Annotated in this window: 16 protein-coding genes and 2 pseudogenes; 8 read left to right on the plus strand and 10 right to left on the minus strand. The window is 67.1% G+C overall.

From position 1 onward, the window contains the following. Positions 1-49 precede the first annotated feature (49 nt). Together V5F53_RS07760 and V5F53_RS07765 are read left to right on the plus strand one after the other, a co-directional pair. On the plus strand, positions 50-1,222 hold the full coding sequence (locus tag V5F53_RS07760) for a GNAT family N-acetyltransferase (RefSeq protein ID WP_393998786.1): 1,173 nt from the start codon (positions 50-52) through the stop codon (positions 1,220-1,222). Between the two features lie 116 nt (positions 1,223-1,338). Then, positions 1,339-2,124 (plus strand): proteasome-type protease, encoded by a 786-nt coding sequence (locus tag V5F53_RS07765; protein WP_393998785.1) that lies wholly within the window; start codon positions 1,339-1,341, stop codon positions 2,122-2,124. Between the two features lie 118 nt (positions 2,125-2,242). On the opposite strand, the gene V5F53_RS07770 is transcribed toward V5F53_RS07765, so the two are convergent. From V5F53_RS07770 to coaD, 3 genes are all read right to left on the minus strand, one after another. Beyond that, a complete protein-coding gene (locus V5F53_RS07770; RefSeq protein WP_393998784.1) occupies positions 2,243-2,698 on the minus strand; it encodes a peptidylprolyl isomerase in 456 nt (151 codons plus the stop codon). A 145-nt stretch (positions 2,699-2,843) separates the two neighbouring features. Beyond that, a complete protein-coding gene (locus tag V5F53_RS07775) occupies positions 2,844-3,407 on the minus strand; it encodes a peptidylprolyl isomerase (RefSeq protein WP_393998783.1) in 564 nt (187 codons plus the stop codon). Between the two features lie 47 nt (positions 3,408-3,454). Beyond that, complete coding sequence (gene coaD / locus V5F53_RS07780; RefSeq protein ID WP_393998782.1) at positions 3,455-3,955, minus strand: pantetheine-phosphate adenylyltransferase; 501 nt, start codon at positions 3,953-3,955, stop codon at positions 3,455-3,457. A gap of 582 nt (positions 3,956-4,537) precedes the next feature. On the opposite strand from coaD, the gene V5F53_RS07785 reads away from it, so the two are divergent. After that, positions 4,538-5,437, plus strand: coding sequence for a transposase (locus V5F53_RS07785; RefSeq protein WP_509213010.1), 900 nt, complete (start codon positions 4,538-4,540; stop codon positions 5,435-5,437). On the opposite strand, the gene V5F53_RS07790 is transcribed toward V5F53_RS07785, so the two are convergent. The 3 genes from V5F53_RS07790 to gyrA all read right to left on the minus strand — a co-directional run bounded on the left by V5F53_RS07790 (position 5,438) and on the right by gyrA (position 9,870). Next, a protein-coding gene (locus V5F53_RS07790) for an IS5 family transposase (protein ID WP_509212986.1) occupies positions 5,438-6,191 on the minus strand; the annotation gives its coding sequence in 2 pieces (ribosomal slippage) (positions 5,438-5,837 and positions 5,836-6,191; 756 coding nt in all). Positions 6,192-6,508: 317 nt separating this feature from the next. Further along, positions 6,509-7,120, minus strand: a complete 612-nt coding sequence (locus V5F53_RS07795) for a LysE family translocator (protein WP_393997037.1) — start codon at positions 7,118-7,120, stop codon at positions 6,509-6,511. Continuing rightward, positions 7,117-9,870: a DNA gyrase subunit A gene (gene gyrA, locus V5F53_RS07800; protein ID WP_393997038.1), complete on the minus strand. Its 2,754-nt coding sequence runs from the start codon at positions 9,868-9,870 to the stop codon at positions 7,117-7,119. Before gyrA ends, V5F53_RS07795 begins: the two co-directional genes overlap by 4 nt. Before the next feature lie 965 nt (positions 9,871-10,835). Between gyrA and V5F53_RS07805 the strand changes: the two are divergent. Continuing rightward, positions 10,836-11,090: pseudogene (locus tag V5F53_RS07805) on the plus strand (transposase); the annotation flags it as partial. Between the two features lie 372 nt (positions 11,091-11,462). Here the strand turns inward: V5F53_RS07805 and ssb are convergent. Further along, entirely contained in the window at positions 11,463-12,002 is a 540-nt protein-coding gene (gene ssb / locus V5F53_RS07810; protein ID WP_393997039.1) for a single-stranded DNA-binding protein, read from the minus strand. A 551-nt stretch (positions 12,003-12,553) separates the two neighbouring features. On the opposite strand from ssb, the pseudogene uvrA reads away from it, so the two are divergent. From uvrA to V5F53_RS07830, 4 genes and pseudogenes are all read left to right on the plus strand, one after another. Further along, a pseudogene (uvrA, locus tag V5F53_RS07815) lies at positions 12,554-15,469 on the plus strand (excinuclease ABC subunit UvrA); the annotation flags it as partial. 1,700 nt (positions 15,470-17,169) lie between these two features. Next, positions 17,170-17,334 carry a DUF1127 domain-containing protein gene (locus V5F53_RS07820; protein WP_393997041.1) on the plus strand — a complete coding sequence of 55 codons (165 nt, stop codon included), beginning with the start codon at positions 17,170-17,172 and terminating at the stop codon, positions 17,332-17,334. 228 nt (positions 17,335-17,562) lie between these two features. Next, complete coding sequence (gene trmFO / locus V5F53_RS07825) at positions 17,563-18,975, plus strand: methylenetetrahydrofolate--tRNA-(uracil(54)-C(5))-methyltransferase (FADH(2)-oxidizing) TrmFO (protein ID WP_393997042.1); 1,413 nt, start codon at positions 17,563-17,565, stop codon at positions 18,973-18,975. 9 nt (positions 18,976-18,984) lie between these two features. Then, positions 18,985-20,088, plus strand: coding sequence for a serine/threonine protein kinase (locus V5F53_RS07830; RefSeq protein WP_393997043.1), 1,104 nt, complete (start codon positions 18,985-18,987; stop codon positions 20,086-20,088). 184 nt (positions 20,089-20,272) lie between these two features. Here the strand turns inward: V5F53_RS07830 and V5F53_RS07835 are convergent, their stop codons facing one another. From V5F53_RS07835 to secF, 3 genes are all read right to left on the minus strand, one after another. Continuing rightward, entirely contained in the window at positions 20,273-21,181 is a 909-nt protein-coding gene (locus V5F53_RS07835) for a phytoene/squalene synthase family protein (protein WP_393997044.1), read from the minus strand. Between the two features lie 174 nt (positions 21,182-21,355). Continuing rightward, the gene (locus tag V5F53_RS07840; protein ID WP_393997045.1) at positions 21,356-21,736 is read right to left on the minus strand and encodes an Mth938-like domain-containing protein; all 381 of its coding nucleotides are present in this window, start codon (positions 21,734-21,736) and stop codon (positions 21,356-21,358) included. A gap of 4 nt (positions 21,737-21,740) precedes the next feature. Further along, a complete protein-coding gene (secF, locus tag V5F53_RS07845) occupies positions 21,741-22,856 on the minus strand; it encodes a protein translocase subunit SecF (protein ID WP_393997046.1) in 1,116 nt (371 codons plus the stop codon). Between the last annotated feature and the right edge of the window lie 11 nt (positions 22,857-22,867).

Genomic DNA, 22,867 nt, shown 5'->3' on the forward strand with positions numbered 1-22,867 from the left:
CCGTCAGTCGCGCTTTCGGCGTCCGGGTGCGGTGCACACTGTAGAGGCCATGCCCGACGCCCGCATCCGCATCCTCTCCGCCCTCTCCGAAATCCCCGCCGCGCAGTGGGACGCCTGTGCCGCCGGCGCGGCGAATCGGCCTGAGCCGTTCGTCAGCCATGCCTTTCTCTCCGCCCTGGAGGAGACCGGCTGCGTCAGCGCCAAGACCGGCTGGCTGCCCCAGCACCTGGTACTCGACGGTCCGGACGGCCTGCCGCGCGCCGTGGCGCCGACCTATCTGAAGGGCCATTCGCGGGGCGAATACGTGTTCGACCAGGGCTGGGCGGATGCCTACCACCGGGCCGGCGGGCACTATTACCCCAAGCTGCAGGTGGCGGTTCCCTTCACCCCGGTCACCGGACGCCGGCTGCTGCTGCGCGACCCCGCCGACGCCGCCGGCCGCCCGGCGCTCGCCGCCGGCCTGAAGGAACTGACACGGCTGCGCGAGGCCTCATCGGCCCACACCACCTTCGCCACCGAGGAGGAGTGGGAATGCCTTGCCACGCAGGGCTTCCTGAAGCGCACCGACCGCCAGTTCCACTGGACCAACGCCGGCTATGCCAGCTACGAGGACTTCCTCGGCGCCCTTGCCTCGCGCAAGCGCAAGGCCCTGCGGAAGGAGCGGCGCGAGGCGCTCGCCCCCGGCATCACCATCGAATGGCTGACCGGCGGCACCCTCACGGAGGAGGCCTGGGATGCCTTCCACACCTTCTACATGGACACCGGCGCCCGCAAATGGGGCACGCCCTATCTCAACCGCGCCTTCTTCACCCGGGCGGCGGAGCGGCTCGCCGACCGGATGCTGCTGGTGATGGCCCGCCGCAACGGACGCTACATCGCCGGCGCCCTCAATTTCATCGGCGCAGAGACCCTCTACGGCCGCTACTGGGGCGCCATCGAGGAGCATCCCTTCCTGCATTTCGAGATCTGCTACCATCAGGCCATCGACTTCGCCATCGTCCACGGCCTCAAGGTGGTGGAAGCCGGCGCCCAGGGCGAGCACAAGCTGGCGCGCGGCTATCTGCCCACCACCACCTATTCCGCCCACTACATCGTCCATCCCGGCCTCCGGGCGGCGGTGGCCCAGTATCTGGAGCACGAGCGGGCGCACGTGGCGGAAGACGACGCCGTGCTGACCGATCTCGGCCCTTTCCGCCGTAGCGAGGGAATCGAGCAGGACTGACCCCGCCACGGCAGGAACGCCACACCTCGGCGCCGAATGCCATTCCCGGTTTTCCCGACGTTGCGGGACGTGAGCGGCCCTCGCTATAGTCCGGCTCCCGCAATGAGGGGGTGGAAATGACGTATTGTTGTGGAGTGCTCGTTCGTGACGGTCTGGTGTTGATCGCGGACACCCGGACCAATGCGGGACTCGACAACATTTCCACCTTCCGGAAACTCCAGATTTTCGAGGAGCCGGGACGGCATGTGATCGGCATCGCCTCGGCCGGCAATCTCTCGGTCACCCAGTCGGTGCTCAGCCTGCTGCATGAGGGCGTCGAGGATGCCGAGAGCGGCGAGCGGCATCAGCTGCGCGAAGCGCGCACCATGTTCCAGGCGGCCCAGCTTGTCGGGCGCGCCATCCGCCAGGTGCACCGTATGAACGGCCTTGTCATGGAGCAGTCGGGCAGCATCAATTTCGAGGTGTCGTTCCTGCTCGGCGGCCAGATCGCCGGCGGCCCCATGCGCCTTTACATGATCTATACCGCCGGAAATTTCATCGAGTGCACGCAGGACACGCCCTTCCTGCAGATTGGCGAGCATAAATACGGCAAGCCGGTGCTGGACCGCGCCGTATCCTACGAGATGGAAATCGCCGACGCGCTGAAGACCAGCCTCATCTCGATGGATTCCACCATGCGCTCGAATCTCGGCGTGGGGCTGCCCATCGACGTGCTGGTGGCCTGCCCGGACAAGCTCCAGGCCGAGCTGAACTACCGCATCGAGCCGGGCGAGCCCTATTTCCACGATCTGCGCGAGCGCTGGTCGGCGGCGCTGCGGGCCGCGCACAGCTCCATTCCGCGTCCGCCCTATCTGAAGGACGTGCGGACCTATGTTCCGCCCCGGCCGACCGAGGAGGCCTGAGCTGCCGGGCCGCCGGAAAACTGCCGGCCACCAGCAAAAAGGGCGCCCCGCGGGGCGCCCTTTTCAATCCAGCCGGCCGCGCCGACGCCCATGGTCATCGCCCGCCGCGGCGGGCGTGTCAGGCCTTCGGCTCGAGCTTGGCGGACACGATCTTGTCGGGGTCCTTGACCGGCTCGCCGCGCTTGATCTTGTCCACGTTCTCCATGCCCGAGATCACCTCGCCCCACACCGTGTACTGGCGGTCGAGGAAGCGGGCGTCGGTGAAGCAGATGAAAAACTGGCTGTCGCCGGAATCCGGGTTCTGGGCGCGGGCCATGGACACGGTGCCCCGGCGGTGCGGCAGATCGTTGAACTCGGCCTTCAGCTTCTTGCCCGAGCCGCCCATGCCGGTGCCGGTGGGATCGCCGGTCTGCGCCATGAAGCCCTCGATGACGCGATGGAACGGCACGCCGTTATAGAAGCCCTGGGACACCAGCTCCTTGATGCGCGCCACATGGCCCGGCGCCGCATCGGCGCGGAAGGCGATGGTCACCGGCCCCTGGGTGGTTTCGAGAACCAGAATCTCTTCACTCATGGAATATCCTTTCGGTGCGTGGCGCGCGCGCCGCTGCGCGCCGCCCGGACTCAGCGCTGCCAAACCAGCGCGTGAGGAAAGCAAATCCCGGTCCCCCGGCGCGGCGAAGCGGTGCGATCCGCCCCTGCCGCGCCTCGGGCTCCGGTTACTTGGCGTCGGCCGCCACCTGCATCTTCACGATACGGTCAGGGTTCGACACCGCGCCGTTGGCCGACGCTGCGCCCTTCTTGATCTTGTCCACCGCCTCCATGCCCGACACCACCTGGCCGACCACGGTGTACTGGCCATTCAGGCTCGGGGTCTCATCGAGCATGATGAAGAACTGGGAATTGGCGCTGTTGGGGTTGGACGAGCGCGCCATGCCCACCACGCCACGCTTGAACGGCACATTGGAGAATTCCGCCGGCAGGTTGGGATACTTGGAACCGCCCGTGCCGTCGCCGCGCTGGCCGTCGCCGGTCTGCGCCATGAAGCCGTCGATGACGCGGTGGAACGGCACGTTGTTGTAATAGCCCTCGCGGGTGAGCAGCTTCAGGCGCTCGGCGTGCTGCGGAGCGAGATCGGGCCGCAGCAGGATGACCACCCGCCCGTGGGGCGTGTCGAGATAAAGCGTGTTCTGCGGGTCGCTCTTCGGCTGCGCCGCCGCCGGCAGGGCGAAGGCGAGGGCGATGAGCAGTCCGGCACACAAGCGTCCCACGACTGACAGCATGAGGTTCTCCTCAAAAAGGCCCCGGAAGGGCGATGGGCGCGCGCGGATCAGCGCGGAAAGCGGACGGACAGCCGCGCCAGCACCCCCGCCGGCACGAAGGCGGAGACATCCCCGCCCATCGCCGCGATCTGCCGCACGAGCGTGGCGGTGATGGGGCGGACCGACGGCGAGGCCGGCAGGAACACGGTCTGGATGTCGGGTGCCATGGCCGCGTTCATGCCGGCCATCTGCATTTCATAATCCAGGTCGGTTCCGTCGCGCAGCCCCCGAATCAACAGGCTGGCGCCCACGTCGCGCGCCGTGGCGACGATGAGACCGTCGAAGGTGATGGCCTCGATGCGGGCGTTCTCCACCGCCGCGACCGGCGCGCACACCTCGACCAGCATGGCGAGGCGCTCCTCGGCGGAGAACAGCGGCGCCTTGCCCGGATGGACGCCCACCGCAAGCACCAGCCGGTCCGCCAGCCGGCAGGCCGCACGCACCACGTCGAGATGGCCGTTGGTGAGGGGATCGAACGAGCCGCCGTAGATGGCCGTGCGAGCTTTCATGGACCTGCCCCCGTGTTCGCTGACACGACTTGGATGCTGCCCCGGTCAGCGCCGAAGCGCCCCACGGCATTGGTGGCGAAGCGTTAGCCGCCCGCGGGCGCCGACGCAACAGCGGCCATCGACACCGGCCGCCCCGGTTCCCCCCTGCCGGCGGCGGCAAGGCACGTCCCGCGCCCGCCGCCCCTGAGCCCCATGCCCTGCCCCCCATGCCCTGCCCCCAGGCACCGAGCCCCGAAGGCCGCGCCCGCGACGCCGGACAGGGCTTCGCATGCACACATGGAGTGCATCCATGGAAAGGCGCCCATCCCGCACGCCCCAGCGCGCGGGGCCGCCGTGTCCCCCCCTGTCTATTGGATCTGTGAGAGAGTGATGAAGCGGAAGGGAGCCCGCCCCCCCCGAGGGGGTGCAGCCCGTGTGGGAGCAAGGGTCCCTTCCGTTGTCGCTGAACCCTGAACAATTGCTTGGGACGACCGATCCCGCACGACATGGGCCGGAGCCATCACCACGCCACAGCCCGTCGTCGGCTGCGATCGTCGCGCCTTCCGCGACCTCTGCGCCCTGCCGTCCGGCCGGACCCAGAGAATCCCCAATACGTCCGATGCCATCGCCGCCTCGGCCGCCGCGATCGAGGCGGATGCCCTCGTCGTGTTCGAGGCCACCAGCGGCTGCGACGGTGAGCTCATCGCCGCCCTCGCCGAACGCGGCCAGCCCTTCTGCCGCGTCAATCCCCGCCAGGCCGCGAGTTCGCCCGGGCCACAGGCCCTCGCCAAGACCGACAGGGTCGACGCCCGCGCGCTCGCCCAGATGGGCCGCACCCTCAGCCTGCCGGTCACCGTCCCCGTCAGCGCCGCCCGCGTCCAGCTCTCCGACTTCCTGCGCCGCCGCAGGCCATGGGTCGAGATGCGCAAAGCCGAAAAGCTGCGCCGCCACAGCGCCGGCCAGGACGAGATCGCCACCATGATCGTCCTGTTCGGTGGACAGATCACGGCTCTCGACCGGCGCATCGCCGGCCTGATCGCCGCCGATCACACCCTCTCGGCCCAGGCCCGCCTGCTGGCGGCGGTGCCGGGCATCGGCCCCACCGTCCTGGCCACCCTGCTCGGCGAACGTCCCGAACTGGGCACCCTCTGCCGACGCCGCCGCATCGCCTCCCTGGCCGGCCTTGCGCCCCACGCCCGGGAAAGCGGCATATGGCGAGGGGACCGGCGCATCTGGAGCGGACGCCGCAAGGTTCGCGAGGTCCTCTACATCGCCGCGCTCTCCGCCTCCCGGCGCGTGCCCGCCCTCACCGCCATGCGCGACCCCATGCGCCTCAAGGGCAAGGCACCAAAGACCATCCTCATCGCCGTCGCGCGCCAGTTCCTCGTCATCATCAACGCCATGATCCGGAAAACTCAGCCCATCGCGATCCCTCGAACAACACAGGTGCCCCCGCTCAACGCCGCTCATGCGCTCCAAGCGGCTAGGCTCAGGACTCACTAATCAGAGCCAGAAGATGACGGTGGCTGCGATGCAGATGGCTGAGAAGAAGGTGTGGGCGCACCGGTCGTAGCGTGTGGCGATGCGGCGCCAGTCCTTGAGTTTGGCGAATAGGTTCTCGACCTTGTGTCGCTGGCGGTAGAGGGCCTTGTCATAGGCGAAAGGCCGCTTGCGGCTCCTGGATGATGGAATGCAAGGCGCGATCCCCTTGGCGGCGAGCGCGTCCCGAAACCAGGCGCTCTCATAACCCCAATCGGCGATCAGACTCTTGGCCGGCGGCAAGGCATCAAGGATAAGGCGGGCGCCCTTGTGGTCGCTCATCTGGCCTTCCGACAAGAGCATGATGATCGGCCGGCCTTTATCGTCGCAGACAGTGTGGAGCTTGGAGTTCAGGCCCCCCTTGTGCGCCCGATACGACGGGGAACAGCCCCTTTTTTAGGAGGCTCGCCGCAGTGCGGTGGGCTTTGAGATGGGTGGCATCGATCATGACCCGATCGGGTTTGGGCCCTTCGCCGGCGAGGCTGGCGAAGATGCGGCCGAACACCCCGAGCCGGCTCCAGCGGATGAAGCGGTTGTAGAGCGTCTTGTGCGGACCGTAGTCCTTCGGCGCATCCTTCCACTGCAGGCCGTTGCGGATCACGTAGACGATGCCGCTCACCACCCGCCGGTCATCCACCCGCGGAACCCCATGGGCCAGAGGAAAGAACGGCGAGATCCGCGCCATCTGACGCGCGCCCAACAGGAACAAATCACCCATCGCAGCCTCCTCAACGGAAACTGTGAATCACACCCGCAGCTCAATTAATAGGTCCTGAGCCTAGACTTTGCCCGTTGCAGCAAAGACCTGCCCAAGTGCGCCGTCACGCCCCCATCGCCCGTTGCGGCATCGAAAATTCAGAGCATCTCGGCAAGCACTGTTGGTGGTCGGACGCACCTTCACCCGGATCAACCCGTTCCGCCGCCGCGCCATCCGCAACGGGCGCACCGCCGATCTCTACCGCGCCTTATGCGGCCGCGCCGCCGCAATCATCTGCTTCTGAGCCATCAGTCGGTTTTGTGAGGTGCTCTAAACACTCACCGGCGGCCAGCCGCCAGCAGCACGGCCGCGCCCCCCACCAGGATGCCCGCAGACACACGGTCCGCGGTGCGGGCGAACCGCCCCGACAAAGCCGACCGGGCACGATCCGCCGCAACCGCCCACAAGACGTCGCCCGCCAGGGCCACCGCCGCGAACACCACGGCCAGAACCGCGATCTGCGGAACGGGATTGGTCGCCTCAGTGACGAACTGCGGCAAGAAAGCGGCATGGAATAACAAGGTCTTAGGGTTTGCAAACGCTACCGCGAACCCCCGCGCGAAGGCCGCGTGGGCGGTCGGGGCGGCGGTCGCCGGTCCAGCCCCAGCGCTGCGCCACTGGCGAATGGCAAGCACAACCAGATAGGCCGCGCCCGCATAGCGCACCAGATCGAAATGATGGGAGAACGCTTCCACCAGATAGGCGAGGCCCGCCGCCACGCCTGCCAACTGAGCCATCAGGCCCACATTGACCCCAGCGGCGGTGAGCAAGCCCACCCGCCGGCCGTATCTCAAGCTGGTCCCGACGATCAATGCCACGTTGGGCCCTGGCGTAGCCGCCAGGGCCACACAGGCTGCTATAAACAGAGTCAAGCTCTGCAAGGGAATCATGCCTGCGGCGTCCCCTCGTCGCCACCCGCGTCCTCTCCGGACACGGCCTCCTCACCAGCGGTGTCCTCGCTGATGTGTTCCACCGATACCACCCGCTCTCCATCCGCCGTGTTGAAGACGATGACACCCTGACTGGCGCGGCCGACGATGCGGATGCCGTCCACCGGGCAGCGGATGAGCTGTCCCCCATCGGTGACAAGCATGATCTGGTCCTGTTCCTCCACCGGAAAGGACGCCACCAGCCGCCCGTTGCGCTCGTTCACCGCCATGGCGACGATGCCCTTGCCGCCGCGCCCTGTCACCCGGTACTCGTAGGACGAGGTGCGCTTGCCGTAGCCATTCTCGGAAACGGTCAGGATCCACTGCTCAGCAGCGCTCATCTCGCCATACTTGGCGCCGAGCTGGGTGCTGCCGCTGGCGCCTTCCTCCTCGTCCAGCTCACCCGCCTCCAGCGTCTCGCCCCGCAGGGCCCGCCGCATCTTGATATACGCGAGGCGCTCCTCGGCGGTGGCGTCCACATGGCGGATGATCGCCATGGAGATCACGTGATCGTCATCCTCCAGCCGCATGCCACGCACGCCGACGCTGTCGCGCCCCTTGAACACGCGCACCTCGGTCACCGGGAAGCGGATGCACGCCCCCGCCGCGGTCGTGAGCACGACGTCGTCTTCCTCGGTACACAGGCCGACATCCGCAATGGCCTCGCCATCGCCGAGCTTCATGGCGATCTTGCCGTTGCGGTTGACCTGCGCGAAGTCGCCCAGCGCATTGCGGCGCACCGTACCGGAGGTGGTCGCGAACATGATCTGCAGCCGGCCGTTCTCCGCATCGTCCTCCGGCAGCAGCACCACTGAGGTGATGCGTTCATCGGCTTCCAGCGGCAGGATATTGATAAGCGCCTTGCCGCGCCCCTGCGGCGCCGCCGCCGGCAGGCGCCACACCTTCAGCTTGTAGACCTTGCCCTTGGACGAGAAGAACAGCACCGGCGCGTGGGTGGAAGCCACGAACAGACGGGTGACGAAATCCTCGTCTCGGGTCTGCATGGCGGAGCGACCCTTGCCGCCGCGCCGCTGCGCCCGGTAGGTGGAGAGCGGCACGCGCTTGATATAGCCGGCATGGGAAACGGTGACCACCATCTCCTCGCGCTGGATGAGATCCTCGTCGTCGAGATCGCCAAAGCCCTCCACGATTTCGGTGCGCCGCGGCGTGCCAAACTCCGACTTGATGGCGATCAGCTCGTCGCGGATGATGGCGCGCATGCGCGCCCTGCTCGCCAGAATATCGAGATAATCTGCGATCTCCGCAGCCAGCGCATCCAATTCCTCGGCGATCTCGTCACGGCCGAGCGCGGTCAGGCGCTGCAGGCGCAGATCCAGGATGGCGCGAGCCTGCTCCAGGGACAACCGATAGGTGTCATCCGCGTTCAGCTTGTGACGGGGATCGGCGATCAGCGCTATGAGCGGAGCCATGTCCTTGGCCGGCCAGTCGCGACCCATCAGCGCCTCGCGGGCACTGGCGGGGTCCGGCGCCGTGCGGATCAGGCGGATCACCTCGTCGATATTGGCGACGGCAATGGCAAGGCCCACCAACACATGGGCCCGGTCCCGCGCCTTGCGCAGGAGATACTTCGTCCGCCGACTGACCACCTCCTCGCGGAAAGCGATAAAGGCGGTCAAGGTATCGTGCAGCGTCAGCAGGCCCGGCTTGCCCCCCGACAGAGCGACCATGTTCACGCCGAACGAGGTCTGCAGCAAAGTGAGGCGATAGAGGTTGTTGAGCACCACGTCCGCCTGGGCGTCGCGCTTGATTTCGATCACCACGCGCATGCCATCGCGATCGCTCTCGTCGCGAATCTCGGAAATCCCCTCCACCCGCTTGTCCCGCACCAGTTCGGCGATCTTCTCGATCATCGTCGCCTTGTTCACCTGATAGGGGATTTCGGTGACGATGAGCGCTTCCCGATCCTTGCGCAGGCTCTCGATGGCGACCTTGGCCCGCATCAGGACCGAGCCCCGACCAGTAAGATAGGCTTGGCGGATTCCAGTGCGCCCGAGAATCAGGGCGCCGGTGGGGAAGTCCGGCCCTGGCAACAGATCGAGCAGCGCCTCCGGCTCCAGCGTCGGATCATCAATCAGCGCCACGGTCACGTCGATGATCTCGCCAAGGTTGTGCGGCGGGATATTGGTGGCCATGCCAACGGCGATGCCACCCGCCCCGTTCACCAGCAGATTCGGAAACTTGGCAGGAAGAACACTTGGCTCACGCTCGGTATTGTCGTAATTTTCCTGGAAGTCGACGGTTTCCTTGTCGAGATCGTCGAGCAATGCGTTGGTGATCTTTTCGAGACGCACCTCCGTATAGCGCATGGCCGCCGGCGCATCGCCATCGACCGAACCGAAATTGCCCTGACCATCCACCAAGGGCACACGCATGGCAAAGCTCTGCGCCATGCGCACCAGCGCATCATAGACCGACTGGTCGCCGTGCGGGTGATACTTACCGATAACATCGCCCACCACGCGAGCGGACTTGCGGTATTGCTTGTTCCACTCATAGCCGTTCTCGTGCATCGAGAACAGAATGCGACGATGCACCGGCTTCAGACCATCGCGCACATCCGGCAACGCGCGCGCGACAATGACGCTCATCGCATAGTCGAGGTAGGAGCGCGACAACTCCTCGGTGATGGACACCGGCATGATGTCCGAAGGCGGCTCGCCACCGGGCTTCGGCGTCTCAGGATCGGCCAAAAGTCTACACTCTCGTCATGATTTGAGCTCTCGACTTCTAGCCGATTCACCCGCCGGATGCCAGCGAAAGCCCCTCCCTTGAGCGAATTTTAATCATTTATTTTCAACATCTTAGAAGATCAAACCGAGGGTCGCCCGAACATTTTGGCCTTTTTGGGTCCAAACCACCCCTCCAGGCGCCGCGAAGGACGCCCCTCCGCCCTGCGGGAACACACCCACCGAACACCCCTTCTCTCCGATGCGAAGACGGGCCGACACATCATCCGCCCGGCGCATCCAATGCCGACGCCCCGAAACTCACAATCGCCACCCTCAAAAGGCGCCGCAACCACACGCCCCCCTGTCTGTTGGATCTGTGAGAGAGTGATGAAGCGGAAGGGAGCCCGCCCCCCGAGGGTGTGGAGCCCGTGCGGGAGCAAGGGTCCCTTCCGTTGTCGCTGAACCCTGAACAATTGCTTGGGACGACCGATCCCGCACGACATGGGCCGGAGCCATCACCACGCCACAGCCCGTCGTCGGCTGCGATCGTCGCGCCTTCCGCGACCTCTGCGCCCTGCCGTCCGGCCGGACCCAGAGAATCCCCAATACGTCCGATGCCATCGCCGCCTCGGCCGCCGCGATCGAGGCGGATGCCCTCGTCGTGTTCGAGGCCACCAGCGGCTGCGACGGTGAGCTCATCGCCGCCCTCGCCGAGCGCGGCCAGCCCTTCTGCCGCGTCAATCCCCGCCAGGCCCGCGAGTTCGCCCGGGCCACTGGCCCTCGCCAAGACCGACCGGCTCGATGCCCGCGCGCTCGCCCAGATGGGCCGCACCCTCAGCCTGCCGGTCACCGTCCCCGTCAGCGCCGCCCGCGTCCAGCTCTCCGTCTTCCTGCGCCACCGCAGGCCATGGGTCGAGATGCGCAAAGCCGAAGAGCTGCGCGGCCACAGCGCCGGCCAGGACGAGATCGCCGCGCAGATCGCCGCCATGATCGAGCTGCTGAGCGGGCAGATCCTCGCCATCGACCGGCGCATCGCCGGCCTGATCGCCGCCGATCACACCCTCTCGGCCCAGGCCCGCCTGCTGGCGGCGGTGCCGGGCATCGGGCCCACCATCCTGGCCACCCTGCTCGGCGAACGTCCCGAACTGGGAACCCTCCGCCGACGCCGCATCGCCTCCCTGGCCGGCCTTGCGCCCCACGCCCGGGAAAGCGGCATATGGCGAGGGGCTCGGCGCATCTGGGGCGGACGCCGAAAGGTCCGCGAGGCCCCCTACATCGCCGCCCTCACCGCCATGCGCGACCGCATGCGCCTCAAGGGCAAGGCGCCAAAGACCATCCTCATCGCCGTCGCGCACCAGTTCCTCGCCCTCATCAACGCCATGATCCGGAAAGGTGCCCCTGTCGCCCTCGCAGGAACAATACAGGTGCCCCCTTGCAACCTCGCCAACCGGCACGGTGAGCACTCGCCCTGCGCCGATCACCGCCCGGATGACAAAGGCCTCTACAGCTTCGCGCACTCGCTCCCGCGAGCCGAAGCCCCTCCCCTCAGCCCAACATCGCCCTTAGCCCACGCCCTCGGACTGCCGCACCGAAAGCGAGGTCCGGATACAGCCTCAGAACGGGATCTCATCGTCCAAGTCGTTGGACGGGCGCCCGCCGCCACCCGAGGCGCCACCACCTCCCGAAAAGCCGCCACCTCCCGAGCGTCGCCCACCGCCGGACCCGCCACCGTAACCGCCGCCCATGGGCCCCTGCGATCCAAAATCGGAACCGCCACCGTAATCCTCGACACCCTCGCCACCAGACCGGCCGTCAAGCAGGGTCAACTCACCCCGGAAAGGCCGCAACGTCACCTCCGTGACATAGACGTCACGGCCCTCCTTCTCGTACTTCCGCGTCTCAAGTTGACCCTCAAGATAGACCTTGGAGCCCTTCTTCAAAAACCGCTCGGCCACGTTGACCAAATTTTCATTGTAGATCGCCACCGAATGCCATTCCGTGCGGTCCTTGCGCTCGCCAGTCGCCTTGTCGCGCCAACTCTCGGAGGTTGCAATGCGCAGATTGCAGACCCGCCCGCCGCTCTGGAAACTGCGGATTTCCGGGTCGCGGCCCAGATTACCGATCAGAATCACCTTGTTGACGCTGCCGGCCATCGCCGCACCTCCCGTTCCTCGCTCCCTCTGGAGCACTGCACTGAGCCGCGCACCCTATCCCGGTCACCGCGCCGGACGAACCCCGCGCGGCGTTGTCCACCACAGAAAGACAGGACACGCCCACTCATCGCTTTGATCACAGCTAATGTTCTTATTTCGTTCTACACATCACACTGCCCCGGCACAAGTCTGTTTTCCGTCTCTGCCAGAACTTTTTGACTCGCAAGCCCCATAAGTTCTCGATATGTTCGCAGCCACGTCGCGCGTGCCTTACGACAGTCGGGGACGGGCGGGAGGAGAGAAGCATGAAGTCGCGCTTTCCAGGGAACGCCGCCCGCCTTCAGGCCGCTCGCTGGGAGCGAAGGACGTTTGGAGCTATATCTTTGCGAGGCAGGCTTCTGCGAAGCGGGCATGAGGCAGGTCATTTGTACGCCTTGGGTCGTCAGGTGACGGGCTTCGCTTCCGTGGCGCATGCCGGCTTTACCGAAGACACCCATCCTTTATCCTAAATATGTCACGCACGCTTGGCGGCGGCGCATGGTTGGAACTTGATGTCGGATCGCGCTTTTGTCCCTCGGGACACCCACTCCGCCCCGGCACCGGAGGCGTCCGCGCGCCGGGATGCCCGGATCCTCAGTGTCCGTGGAGCCCGCGAGCACAATCTGAAGAACGTGGACCTTGAGGTTCCGCGCGATGCCCTGGTGGTGTTCACAGGCCTGTCTGGCTCTGGCAAGAGTTCATTGGCTTTCGACACCATTTATGCAGAAGGCCAGCGCCGCTATGTGGAGAGCCTCTCCGCTTACGCCCGGCAATTCCTGGAGATGATGCAAAAGCCAGACGTCGACCAGATCGACGGCCTGTCGCCAGCGATTTCCATCGAGCAGAAGACCACCTCCAAGAATCCCCGCTCTACGGTCGGAACGGTCACCGAAATCTACGATTACATGCGCCTGCTCTGGGCGCGTACCGGGGTGCCGTATTCCCCTGCGACCGGCCTGCCGATCGAGAGCCAGACCATATCCCAGATGGTGGATCGCACCCTCGCCCTGCCTGAGGGCACACGGCTGTATCTGCTGGCGCCGGTGGTTCGCGGACGCAAGGGCGAGTACCGCAAGGAACTCGCGGAATGGATGAAAAAGGGCTTTCAGCGGGTCAAGATCGACGGCGCCTTCCACGAGATCGCGGATGCCCCCGTGCTCGACAAGAAGATCAAGCATGACGTCGATGTGGTGGTCGATCGCATCGTCGTGCGGAGCGACCTTGCCTCGCGCCTGGCGGACAGCTTCGAGACAGCCCTCGGCCTTGCCGACGGGATCGCGATCGCCGAATTCGCGGATGGGACGGACGATGCGGGCGGACCGCGCCGCATCCTGTTCTCCGAGAAATTCGCCTGCCCCGTCTCCGGCTTCACCATCTCGGAGATCGAGCCGCGGCTGTTTTCGTTCAACAATCCCTTCGGCGCCTGCCCTGCCTGCGACGGCCTTGGCGTGGAGCAGACGATCGACGCCGAGCTTGTTGTGCCCGACAAGCTGCGGTCCCTTCAGCAAGGCGCCATCGCACCATGGGCGAAATCCACCTCGCCGTATTACGGCCAGACGCTGGAGGCGCTGGCCAAGCACTATCACTTCAACCTTTCGGTGTCCTGGGACGATCTGCCTGAGAAGGCGAAGACCGTGCTTCTCTATGGCTCCGACGGCGAGAAGATCACCTTCTCCTATAATGACGGCACCCGTGCCTACGACACGCAGAAGAGCTTCGAGGGCGTGGTGCGCAATCTGGAGCGGCGCTGGAAGGAGACCGACAGCGACTGGGCGCGGGAGGAGATTTCCAAATACTTCTCAACTGTGCCGTGCAAAGCCTGCGGCGGCTATCGGCTGAAGCCGGAGGCGCTGGCGGTGAAGATCGCCGGTCGGCACATCGGCCAGGTTGGGGAGCTGTCGGTGAAGGCGGCGGCGCGCTGGTTCGAGGCTTTGCCGGGCGAGCTCAGTCCCAAGCAGAACGAGATTGCCGGACGCATCCTGAAGGAAATTCGCGAGCGCCTGCGCTTTCTCCTGGACGTGGGCCTTGAGTACCTGACCCTGTCGCGCGCGTCGGGCACGCTCTCCGGCGGCGAGAGCCAGCGCATCCGGCTCGCCTCGCAGATCGGCTCCGGGCTCACCGGAGTGCTCTATGTGCTGGACGAGCCCTCCATCGGCCTGCATCAGCGTGACAATGCCCGCCTGCTGGAAACGCTGAAGCATCTGCGCGACCTCGGCAACACGGTGATCGTGGTGGAGCACGACGAGGATGCCATTCTCGCAGCCGACTACGTGGTGGACGTGGGCCCTGGCGCCGGCATCCATGGCGGGCGCATCGTCGCCCAGGGCACGCCGCGCGAAATCCTCGCCGACCCGGCATCCCTCACCGGGCAGTATCTGTCGGGGGCCCTGTCCGTCGGAGTGCCGGCGCGGCGGGCGCCGAACCCCAAGCGCATGCTGCGCCTGGTGGGCGCGCGGGGCAACAACCTGAAGACTGTCACCGCGGACATCCCGCTTGGCCTGTTCACCGCCGTCACCGGCGTTTCGGGCGGCGGCAAGTCCACCTTGCTGCTGGAAACCCTCTATAAGGCGGTGGCGCGCCGCCTCAACGGCGCCAGCGAAGCCCCGGCCCCGTTCGACCGGCTGGAAGGGCTGGAGCATCTCGACAAGGTCATCGACATCGACCAGTCGCCCATCGGCCGGACTCCACGCTCCAATCCAGCCACCTATACCGGCGCCTTCACTCCCATCCGGGAGTGGTTCGCCGGCCTCCCGGAGGCCAAGGCGCGCGGCTACGGCGCCGGGCGTTTCTCCTTCAACGTGAAGGGGGGGCGCTGCGAGGCCTGCCAGGGGGATGGCGTCATCAAGATCGAGATGCACTTCCTGCCCGATGTGTACGTCACCTGCGACGTCTGCAAGGGCAAGCGCTACAATCGCGAGACGCTGGAGGTAACATTCAAGAACAAGTCTATTGCCGACGTGCTGGACATGACGGTGGAGGAGGGCGCGCAGTTCTTCAAGGCTGTGCCCTCGGTGCGCGAGAAGCTGGAAACGCTAGAGCGCGTGGGCCTCGACTATGTCAAGGTGGGCCAGCAGGCCACAACCCTGTCCGGCGGCGAGGCCCAGCGGGTGAAGCTGTCCAAGGAGCTCTCGCGCCGGGCCACCGGCCGCACCCTTTACATTCTCGACGAGCCGACCACCGGCCTGCATTTTCACGATGTGAAGAAGCTGCTGGAAGTGCTCCATGAACTGGTGGAGCAGGGCAATACGGTGGTGGTGATCGAGCACAATCTCGAAGTCATCAAGACTGCGGACTGGGTGATCGATCTCGGCCCGGAGGGTGGCGACGGCGGCGGGGAGATCGTCGCCGCCGGCACGCCGGAAACGGTGGCCGCCAACCCGCGTTCACACACCGGGCACTTTCTCGCCGAGGTCCTGGCGCGGCGCCCCAACCCCGACGCGGCAAGGCCCCCGACAGACGGGCCGCAGCCGCGAACCGAACCCGCGCCGGAGATCACGGCGGAAGCCACGGACGTCCAGGCCATGCGTCCGGTCGGGGGCAAGCGCGCCGCTCCCCCGGCCCGCGCGCAAGCCCCGGAGCCAGCCCCGCCACCGGCGGCCGAATCGGCCAAGCCCGGAGAGCCGAAGGCCCAGGCTCCACGGCGCAGGATCCGCCGAACCTCCTGAGACCCTTCCGGCCTGGGCCACGCCGGGGCCCGGACGTGACAGAAAAGCGGGAAGCCGTCGAGCCCTCCCGTTTGGGCAGGAGCGCCGGGCCTCAGGGCGCCCCGGCGCGAAGCGACCGGGAGCGGCGTTCCACTTCGTCCGGCAAGGGAGCACGGATCACGGCATAGCGACGGCGGACCGGAGCGTCCCTCCCGGGTGCCGATGGCGGTGGACGTCCTCAACGTATTGAGGGCTGAGCATAGGTCATCGAGCGCGGGCTCTTGCGCCAGTATCCAACGCCGCGCAATCCAATGCCGCGCATCAAGGGCTGAGCCAGCGACGCCCATGCCTCTGGCCATCGGCCCCGGTCTTCGACCGGAGCCAAGTGGGTCCGTTCAAGCGCCGCGCGGGCTTGACCAAAGGCCCATGAGTCACGCTCATGGGCCTTTGGTCTCGGGCCATCGCCCAGTGTCCACTCCGTAAAGCTGTGGGCCCAGGATGGCACGGAAGGGAGTCCGCTCCACCAAATCCATCGATGCCCGAGAGACCTTTCCGGTATCGTCGCATGCCGGTCAATTGCTCGCCCCTTCAGTCCCATGCGCCCTGGACGAGCGCGCCCTCCCACAGCCATCGTCCGCCGCGATCTGCCCGCGCCGCCCTCGGCTCCCGCCGTCCACTTGAACGCAGAACAACACGGGCGTTCCCGACGCCCACGCGGCGGGAGCCGCCAGGCGGACAGTGAGGCGCATCGCTTCGGGACCGGCAGCGGCGACCGTCGCCTCACCCCGCGCCGAACGTGGCCATTCTTCAGCCAGCCCGCTCACCGGTTAAGGCCTCCTCCCGGGCCGTGCCTGCCCCAGGCTCTTCCAGCCCCATGAATTTCATCATCGCGATGCCCTCCCCGCAGTCCGGCGCCTGATTGAACCCGCCGGGGCGACCGCTCGTCCCGGCTCGCCACTGGCGTTTCACCGAATGGGCACACATCGCCGCAACCAGCCCCTGTGTTCGAGCGGTCCCGAGCCGCTTCGCCGCGCGCGGCACAGGCCAGCCCCGGAGCCGTCAGCCTATCTCCATGCGGGATTGTCCAGACCTTCAGCACCTCCGCCGCTTCCCGGCCACTGACCAGTACCGCCGCAGGTGCCCACCCGCAGGCCCGCTCGCCCCACCCGGTCGGGGCAGATCGAATCCCACGCCATCACCTGGGCCAAACGACCGCTCTCCCCCGCTCCACCCCGCTGGCGGCGCTGGCGGCGGACCGCTCGGGAGCGCACCTGCTGCACATGAGTTAGGCGCAGGACTTTTCAGTGCATTGAAAATGCTGTCTTTAACCAATGACCGAAAAATCAGCAGCTGCATGAGGCTTGCGCATTGCTGCAATGCAAAAACCCCAGTTTTGCCGGACGCAGCCGATGGCTATCTTCCAGCGCAACATCCGGGACGCGCCGGCGGCGCCAGTCCCGCAGTGGTTGTCAAGGAGATGTATCATGTTTCTCTGGGGCCTTCTCGCGCGCCAGATCCGCCGTTGGCAGGTATATAATCGTACCGTATCCGAGCTGTCCGGGCTCGATGATCGCAGCCTTGCCGACATCAATGTTCCGCGCAGCGAGATTCGCTCGGTGGCGCGAGAGGCCGCGCTGCGCGTGGCCTGAGCTGAGACACCGTTCCGCTCGTGATGCAAGATGGCCCCTGCACGGGGCCATTTTCGTTTGCGCAGCCGCATGGCGGCGCCAGCGAGGCTTGCGGCACGGGCGACCGCAGCGGGCTTGAAGCTGCCTTTGTCCCTATGGCACACAGCGCGTTCACGCCGCACGCAAGGCCGGCCGTTCCCGGCGGGGCGCCGCGCGCTCCCTCACCGGCGACAGAAGGAAGAGACGCCCATGGAACCCGTTCACGTGGTCGGCGCCGGCCTCGCCGGCTCGGAAGCGTCATGGCAGCTCGCGCAACGCGGCGTGCCGGTTGTGCTGCACGAGATGCGCCCGGTGCGGACCACCGAGGCCCATCAGACCGATGGCTGCGCCGAACTGGTCTGCTCCAACTCCTTCCGCTCCGATGACCCGGCCGGCAATGCCGTGGGCGTGCTCCACGCGGAGTTGCGCCGCGCCGGCTCGCTCATCCTCTCGGCCGCCGATGCCCATCAGGTGCCGGCCGGCGGGGCCCTGGCGGTGGACCGCGACGGCTTCTCCCAGGCCGTCACCCAGGCCCTCGCCGATCATCCGCTCATCGAGATCCGCCGCGAGGAGATCACCGCCCTGCCGCCGACCGAATGGGACAATGTCATCATCGCCACCGGCCCGCTCACCTCGCCCGACCTGGCCGCCGCGGTGCTGGAGCGGACGGGGGAGGATGCCCTCGCCTTCTTCGACGCCATCGCCCCCATTGTCCATTTCGACAGCATCGACATGGACAAGGCATGGTTCCAGTCGCGCTACGACAAGGTGGGTCCTGGCGGCACCGGCGCCGATTATATCAACTGCCCCCTGAGCGAGGAGCAGTACCAGGCCTTTGTCGATGCCCTGCTGGCCGGCGAGAAGGCGCCATTGCGGGAGTTCGAGCGCAAGACCCCCTATTTCGACGGCTGCCTGCCCATCGAGGTGATGGCGGAGCGCGGCCGCGAGACCCTGCGCTTCGGCCCCATGAAGCCGGTGGGGCTGACCAATCCGCACACGCCGGGGGTGAAGGCCTACGCGGTGGTGCAGTTGCGGCAGGACAATAAGCTCGGCACGCTTTATAATATCGTGGGTTTTCAGACCAAGCTGAAGCATGGCGAGCAGGTGCGGGTCTTCCGCACCATCCCGGGCCTGGAGCGCGCCGAGTTCGCGCGGCTGGGGGGGCTGCACCGCAACACCTATCTGAATTCTCCGCGCCTGCTGGACAAGACCCTGCGCCTGAAGGCGGAACCGCGCCTGCGCTTCGCCGGCCAGATCACGGGGTGCGAGGGCTATGTGGAAAGCGCGGCCGTAGGGCTGATCGCCGGCCGCTACGCCGCCGCCGAACGGCGGGGCGACGCCCTGGTGCCACCACCGCCGACCACGGCGCTGGGCGCTCTCATCGGCCACATCACCGGGGGCCACCTGGAAGCGGAGCCGGACCCGGAAGGCAAGGGTCCGCGCTCGTTCCAGCCCATGAACATCAATTTCGGTCTGTTCCCGCCGCTGGCGGAGGCGCCGAAGGGCGAGGCCGGCAAGCGGCTGCGCGGCGCCGAGAAGGCCCTTGCCAAGAAACAGGCGCTGGCCGCCCGGGCGCTGGCCGATGTAGCGGTCTGGCTCGACAGCACCGCCGTGGCGGCTTAAGAGGCGGGCATGGCGCGCACCATCTGTTCCGTTCCGCCCGTCGAGTATGACGCCGAGCCGTCCCGCTTCGCCGTGGACACGGTGCTGAAGCGCGACGTGTTCTCCACCGTCGAGCGTGGCATCTGGACCGACCGCCACGGCCGCCCCTGGCCTGCCGTGCGCCGGCGCTGGAACGCGGTGTCGCCCTGGCTCGCCCCCATCGCCCGCCAGCTCGCGGCTCATGAGGTGAAGGCGCTGGAGCAGGTGACCGCCACCGGCGTCACCACGCCGCTGCTGGCGGTGGGCCACCGCTTCCTGGTGCGCGGATGGGTGGAGGGTGTGCCGCTGCAGATCGCCCGTCCCACGGGCGACAGCCATTTCTTCCACTCCGCCCGCCGGGCGCTGCGCACCCTGCATGCCGCCGGCTATGTGCATAACGACCTTGCCAAGCAGCAGAACTGGTTGCGCGGCGCGGACGGTGAGGCCTGGCTGATGGATTTCCAGCTCGCCCTGCCGATCAGCCGGCGCTGGAAGCTGGGCCGGGTGCTGGCCTATGAGGACCTGCGCCACCTCCTGAAGCACAAGCGCACCTATTGTCCGGACGAGCTGACCCCGCGCGAAAAGGCCATGCTCGCCAAGAAGAGCGTGCCGACCCGGGTGTGGATGGCCACCGGCAAGAAGGTGTACCGCTTCGTGACCCGGCGCCTGCTGTCCTATTCAGATACCGAGGGGCGGGGCCCCCGCGTGACGCAGGTCGGCCCGCGCATCATCGCCGCGCTGCGGGCGCATCCCGCCGTCGCCGATGCCCATATGGCAGACTTCCAGACCCTCGGCGGCAAGGTGGGGCTTTACGCCTTCGTGGAACCCGCGGCACCCCTGACCGTGGAGGACCTGCGCACCTATCTCGCCGCCGCGCTGCCGGACCGGCCGCACCTCGACCATCTCCAGATCGTGCCGGCACTGCCCCGCGCCGCTGACGGCGGTGTGCGCGACGACCTGCTGCTGCTGATCGCCCGCAACCAGATCGAGATGCTCGACGCGCTTGCCGGCTCAGAGACCCAGCGCGTCGCGGTGGCGGAAATCGCCCGCGCCCGCCTCAATCTCACCGACCGCATCACCCGGCCGGCGGCCTGAGGGCGAAACCCGGGCTCACCCCAGAGCAAGGTCCGCTGACGAGGCCCCGCAGCCTCGCACCACGGAACCTGCTGTGCTCGCCGACGCTCCGCCTCCGGCCACCGTCTTTTCCCGACGGATGCCTTTAATGAATGCCATGCGTCAGCCTTGATACGACCGCCGGCCCCGGTCCCCCTCCGATCTATCAGGCCGGCTTCACCCACGCTCTGCCGCGCGCCGCGCGCCGCGCCGCGCGCCACAAGGCGAAGGTGCGCCACATGGGAGCGAGCCCGGCCACTTCCCCGAACGGATTGTGCTGGCGTGCCAGCGCCTTCAGATCCCCCGGGACCAGGGCGAGGGTGAGATAGGGCGCGGCCACCGCCTTGCGCGTCGCCTCGGGCAGTGCGGCCAGCGCCGCCCCGGCATGCGCCAGATGCCGGCGCGCCTCGACCCGCAACTCAGCCAGCGCCGCCCTCAACTCCGCCGTGTCCCGCCCCGCCACCGCAGCGTCTCGATCCAGCCCGTGCCGGGCCAGGAGATCAAGCGGCAGGTAGCACTGGCCGCGCCCGGCGTGAATCGGAAAGGCCCGCATCAGCCCGGTGAGCGCCAAGGCCACCCCGCCGTGGCCGGAGGCATCCGCCGTCTCCCCCGCACCCGCGCCGGCGAGAATCAGCGCAGACAACTGGAGCAGGGCTCCCGCGGTTTCTCCCGCATAGCCCTCAAGATCACCCAGGCTGGGCATCGGGTCGTCGTACAGGTCGAAGATGCGCGCGTCGATCAGGTTGATCAGGCTCGCTTTCGGCAAGGCCGCCTGTTCCAGCGTATCCAGCAACGCCACCGCCACCGGATGGCCATCCACCGCGCCGCGGCCCTCGCCCTCGATCACCTCCCGCCACCAGGCGAGCCGCACCTCACCCGGCAAGGGTTCGCGCACCAGCTCCCGCACCCGCGCCACGTCCAGGTTGAAGGCGTAGAGCGCCATCAGATGCCGCCGCCTCGCCTCCGGCGCGAACAGGGCCGCGAGAAAACGGTCGCGATCCTGGGCTCGGACCAGATCGGCGCAATAGGCATAAGCCGCGTCAATGCGGCTGGCGGATGAGGCTGCGGCGGACATCGGCGTTGCATACGCCGAGACACCGCCTCGCGCCAAGGGCGAATACGTGCCCGGACCGCTCGCCCCCCACACCTCACCCCGGCGCGCGGCTGCGACACCTGATCCTTGCCCCGGCGCCCCCTCAAGCCGCCGGCCACCATAGCGCCCGGGGTGGCTCCGGCGCCCGCCGAGCGCTCAAAGCGCGATCAGCGCCGCGCCGACAGGACGGCCTTCCTCCAGCAGGACATTGTAAGTCGAAGCCGCCGCCCCAGTGGGCATCAGCTCGAACCGCAAGCCGGCATCGCGCAAGAGCTGCTTCAGCGGCTCCTTCAAATGCGCCGGATCGCGACCGGTGCCGATGAACAGCAACTCGAACGCCGCCGCCTCGGCCAGGATCGGCGCGAACGCCGCGCTGTCGAGGTCACCCCACGCGGCCACGCCCCACGGGCGGATGCCGGAGGGCAAAGCCAGAAGCGAGCCCGAATGGGACATGCCCGCGAAATGGAAGAACCTTGCCCCATAGCCGTCGATCGGCACTTGCCGGGGGAGGAACGGCGCATCCGGCGACGAGACCATCTGCTCAGCGCCTCTTGCCGCCGCCCTTGCCGCCGCCGCCTTTGCCTCCACCTTTTCCACCCCTGCCCGAGGCCCGGCTTTGAACGGACCCGGTGAGTGCAGGCGTCGACACCGGCGCGGCCTTGCCCGCGGCGACATCCTCCGCCTCGATGAACGCTGCGGCCTCCGGCAGCGGCAGCACGTCCTCCACCTCAGGCTTGGCTTCCTCGGCCTTCGGCTCCACCGTGCTCGCGCGCAAGCCCAGGTGAATGAGAATGGGTGCCGCCACGCAGATGGTGGAATAAGTGCCGATCACCACGCCCACCGTCATCGCCAGCGAGAAGCCGCGCAGCACCTCGCCACCGAAGAAATACAAGGCCAGCGTAGCGAAGAAGGTGGTGGTGGACACGATGATGGTACGCGAGAAGGTCGCGTTCACCGCCGTATCGAGCAGCTCCGGCAACGGCATCTTCTTGTACCGCCGCAGCATCTCGCGGATGCGGTCATAGACCACCACCGTGTCGTTGAGCGAATAGCCCATGATGGTGAGAATGGCGGCGATGGAGGTCAGGTCGAAGTCGATGCCGAGGATCGAATAGATCATCAGCGTGACGAAGATGTCGTGCATCGTCGTCACGATGGCGCCGACCGCGAACTGCCACTCGAACCGGAACCACAGGTAGCATAGAACCGCGACAGCGCCCAGAACCATGGCCAGGATGGACTGGCGCACCAGTTCCCCCGACACGCTCGGGCCCACGGATTCCACGCGGCGAATGGTGTAGTCGGCGCCAAGCGCGTCCCGCACCTCGGCGACGATGGCCTGCTGCGCGGCGTCGGTATCCCCAACCTCACCCAGGCGGATGAGCACGTCGCGCGGCGACCCGAACTCCTGGATCTGCACGTCGCCGATCTCCAGATCGACGAGATGCTCGCGCAGGGCCCCCACATCCGCGGCCGCCTGCGAGGTCTGGGCCTCGATCAGGGTGCCGCCGCGGAAATCGATGCCGAGGTTGAAACCCACGGTGGCGAACAGCACCACCGCGAGCACGGACAGCACCGCCGAGAAGGGGAAGCTGTAACGGCGCAGCTTCATGAACCCGATATGGGTGTGCGCCGGGATATAGTCGATCAAAGGCATGGGCGGCGCAC

The organism is Xanthobacter cornucopiae (assembly GCF_043195065.2).
Lineage (GTDB): Bacteria > Pseudomonadota > Alphaproteobacteria > Rhizobiales > Xanthobacteraceae > Xanthobacter.

What these genes read in the sequence shown, in the direction of transcription:
- V5F53_RS07840 (WP_393997045.1), bottom strand. Translation starts at nt 21,736, where the DNA reads ATGGTCTCGTCGCCGGATGCGCCGTTCCTCCCCCGGCAAGTGCCGATC.
- trmFO (WP_393997042.1), top strand. Translation starts at nt 17,563, where the DNA reads ATGGAACCCGTTCACGTGGTCGGCGCCGGCCTCGCCGGCTCGGAAGCG.
- ssb (WP_393997039.1), bottom strand. Translation starts at nt 12,002, where the DNA reads ATGGCCGGCAGCGTCAACAAGGTGATTCTGATCGGTAATCTGGGCCGC.
- V5F53_RS07830 (WP_393997043.1), top strand. Translation starts at nt 18,985, where the DNA reads ATGGCGCGCACCATCTGTTCCGTTCCGCCCGTCGAGTATGACGCCGAG.
- V5F53_RS07795 (WP_393997037.1), bottom strand. Translation starts at nt 7,120, where the DNA reads ATGATTCCCTTGCAGAGCTTGACTCTGTTTATAGCAGCCTGTGTGGCC.
- coaD (WP_393998782.1), bottom strand. Translation starts at nt 3,955, where the DNA reads ATGAAAGCTCGCACGGCCATCTACGGCGGCTCGTTCGATCCCCTCACC.
- V5F53_RS07775 (WP_393998783.1), bottom strand. Translation starts at nt 3,407, where the DNA reads ATGCTGTCAGTCGTGGGACGCTTGTGTGCCGGACTGCTCATCGCCCTC.
- V5F53_RS07820 (WP_393997041.1), top strand. Translation starts at nt 17,170, where the DNA reads ATGTTTCTCTGGGGCCTTCTCGCGCGCCAGATCCGCCGTTGGCAGGTA.
- secF (WP_393997046.1), bottom strand. Translation starts at nt 22,856, where the DNA reads ATGCCTTTGATCGACTATATCCCGGCGCACACCCATATCGGGTTCATG.
- V5F53_RS07835 (WP_393997044.1), bottom strand. Translation starts at nt 21,181, where the DNA reads ATGTCCGCCGCAGCCTCATCCGCCAGCCGCATTGACGCGGCTTATGCC.
- V5F53_RS07770 (WP_393998784.1), bottom strand. Translation starts at nt 2,698, where the DNA reads ATGAGTGAAGAGATTCTGGTTCTCGAAACCACCCAGGGGCCGGTGACC.
- V5F53_RS07760 (WP_393998786.1), top strand. Translation starts at nt 50, where the DNA reads ATGCCCGACGCCCGCATCCGCATCCTCTCCGCCCTCTCCGAAATCCCC.
- V5F53_RS07765 (WP_393998785.1), top strand. Translation starts at nt 1,339, where the DNA reads ATGACGTATTGTTGTGGAGTGCTCGTTCGTGACGGTCTGGTGTTGATC.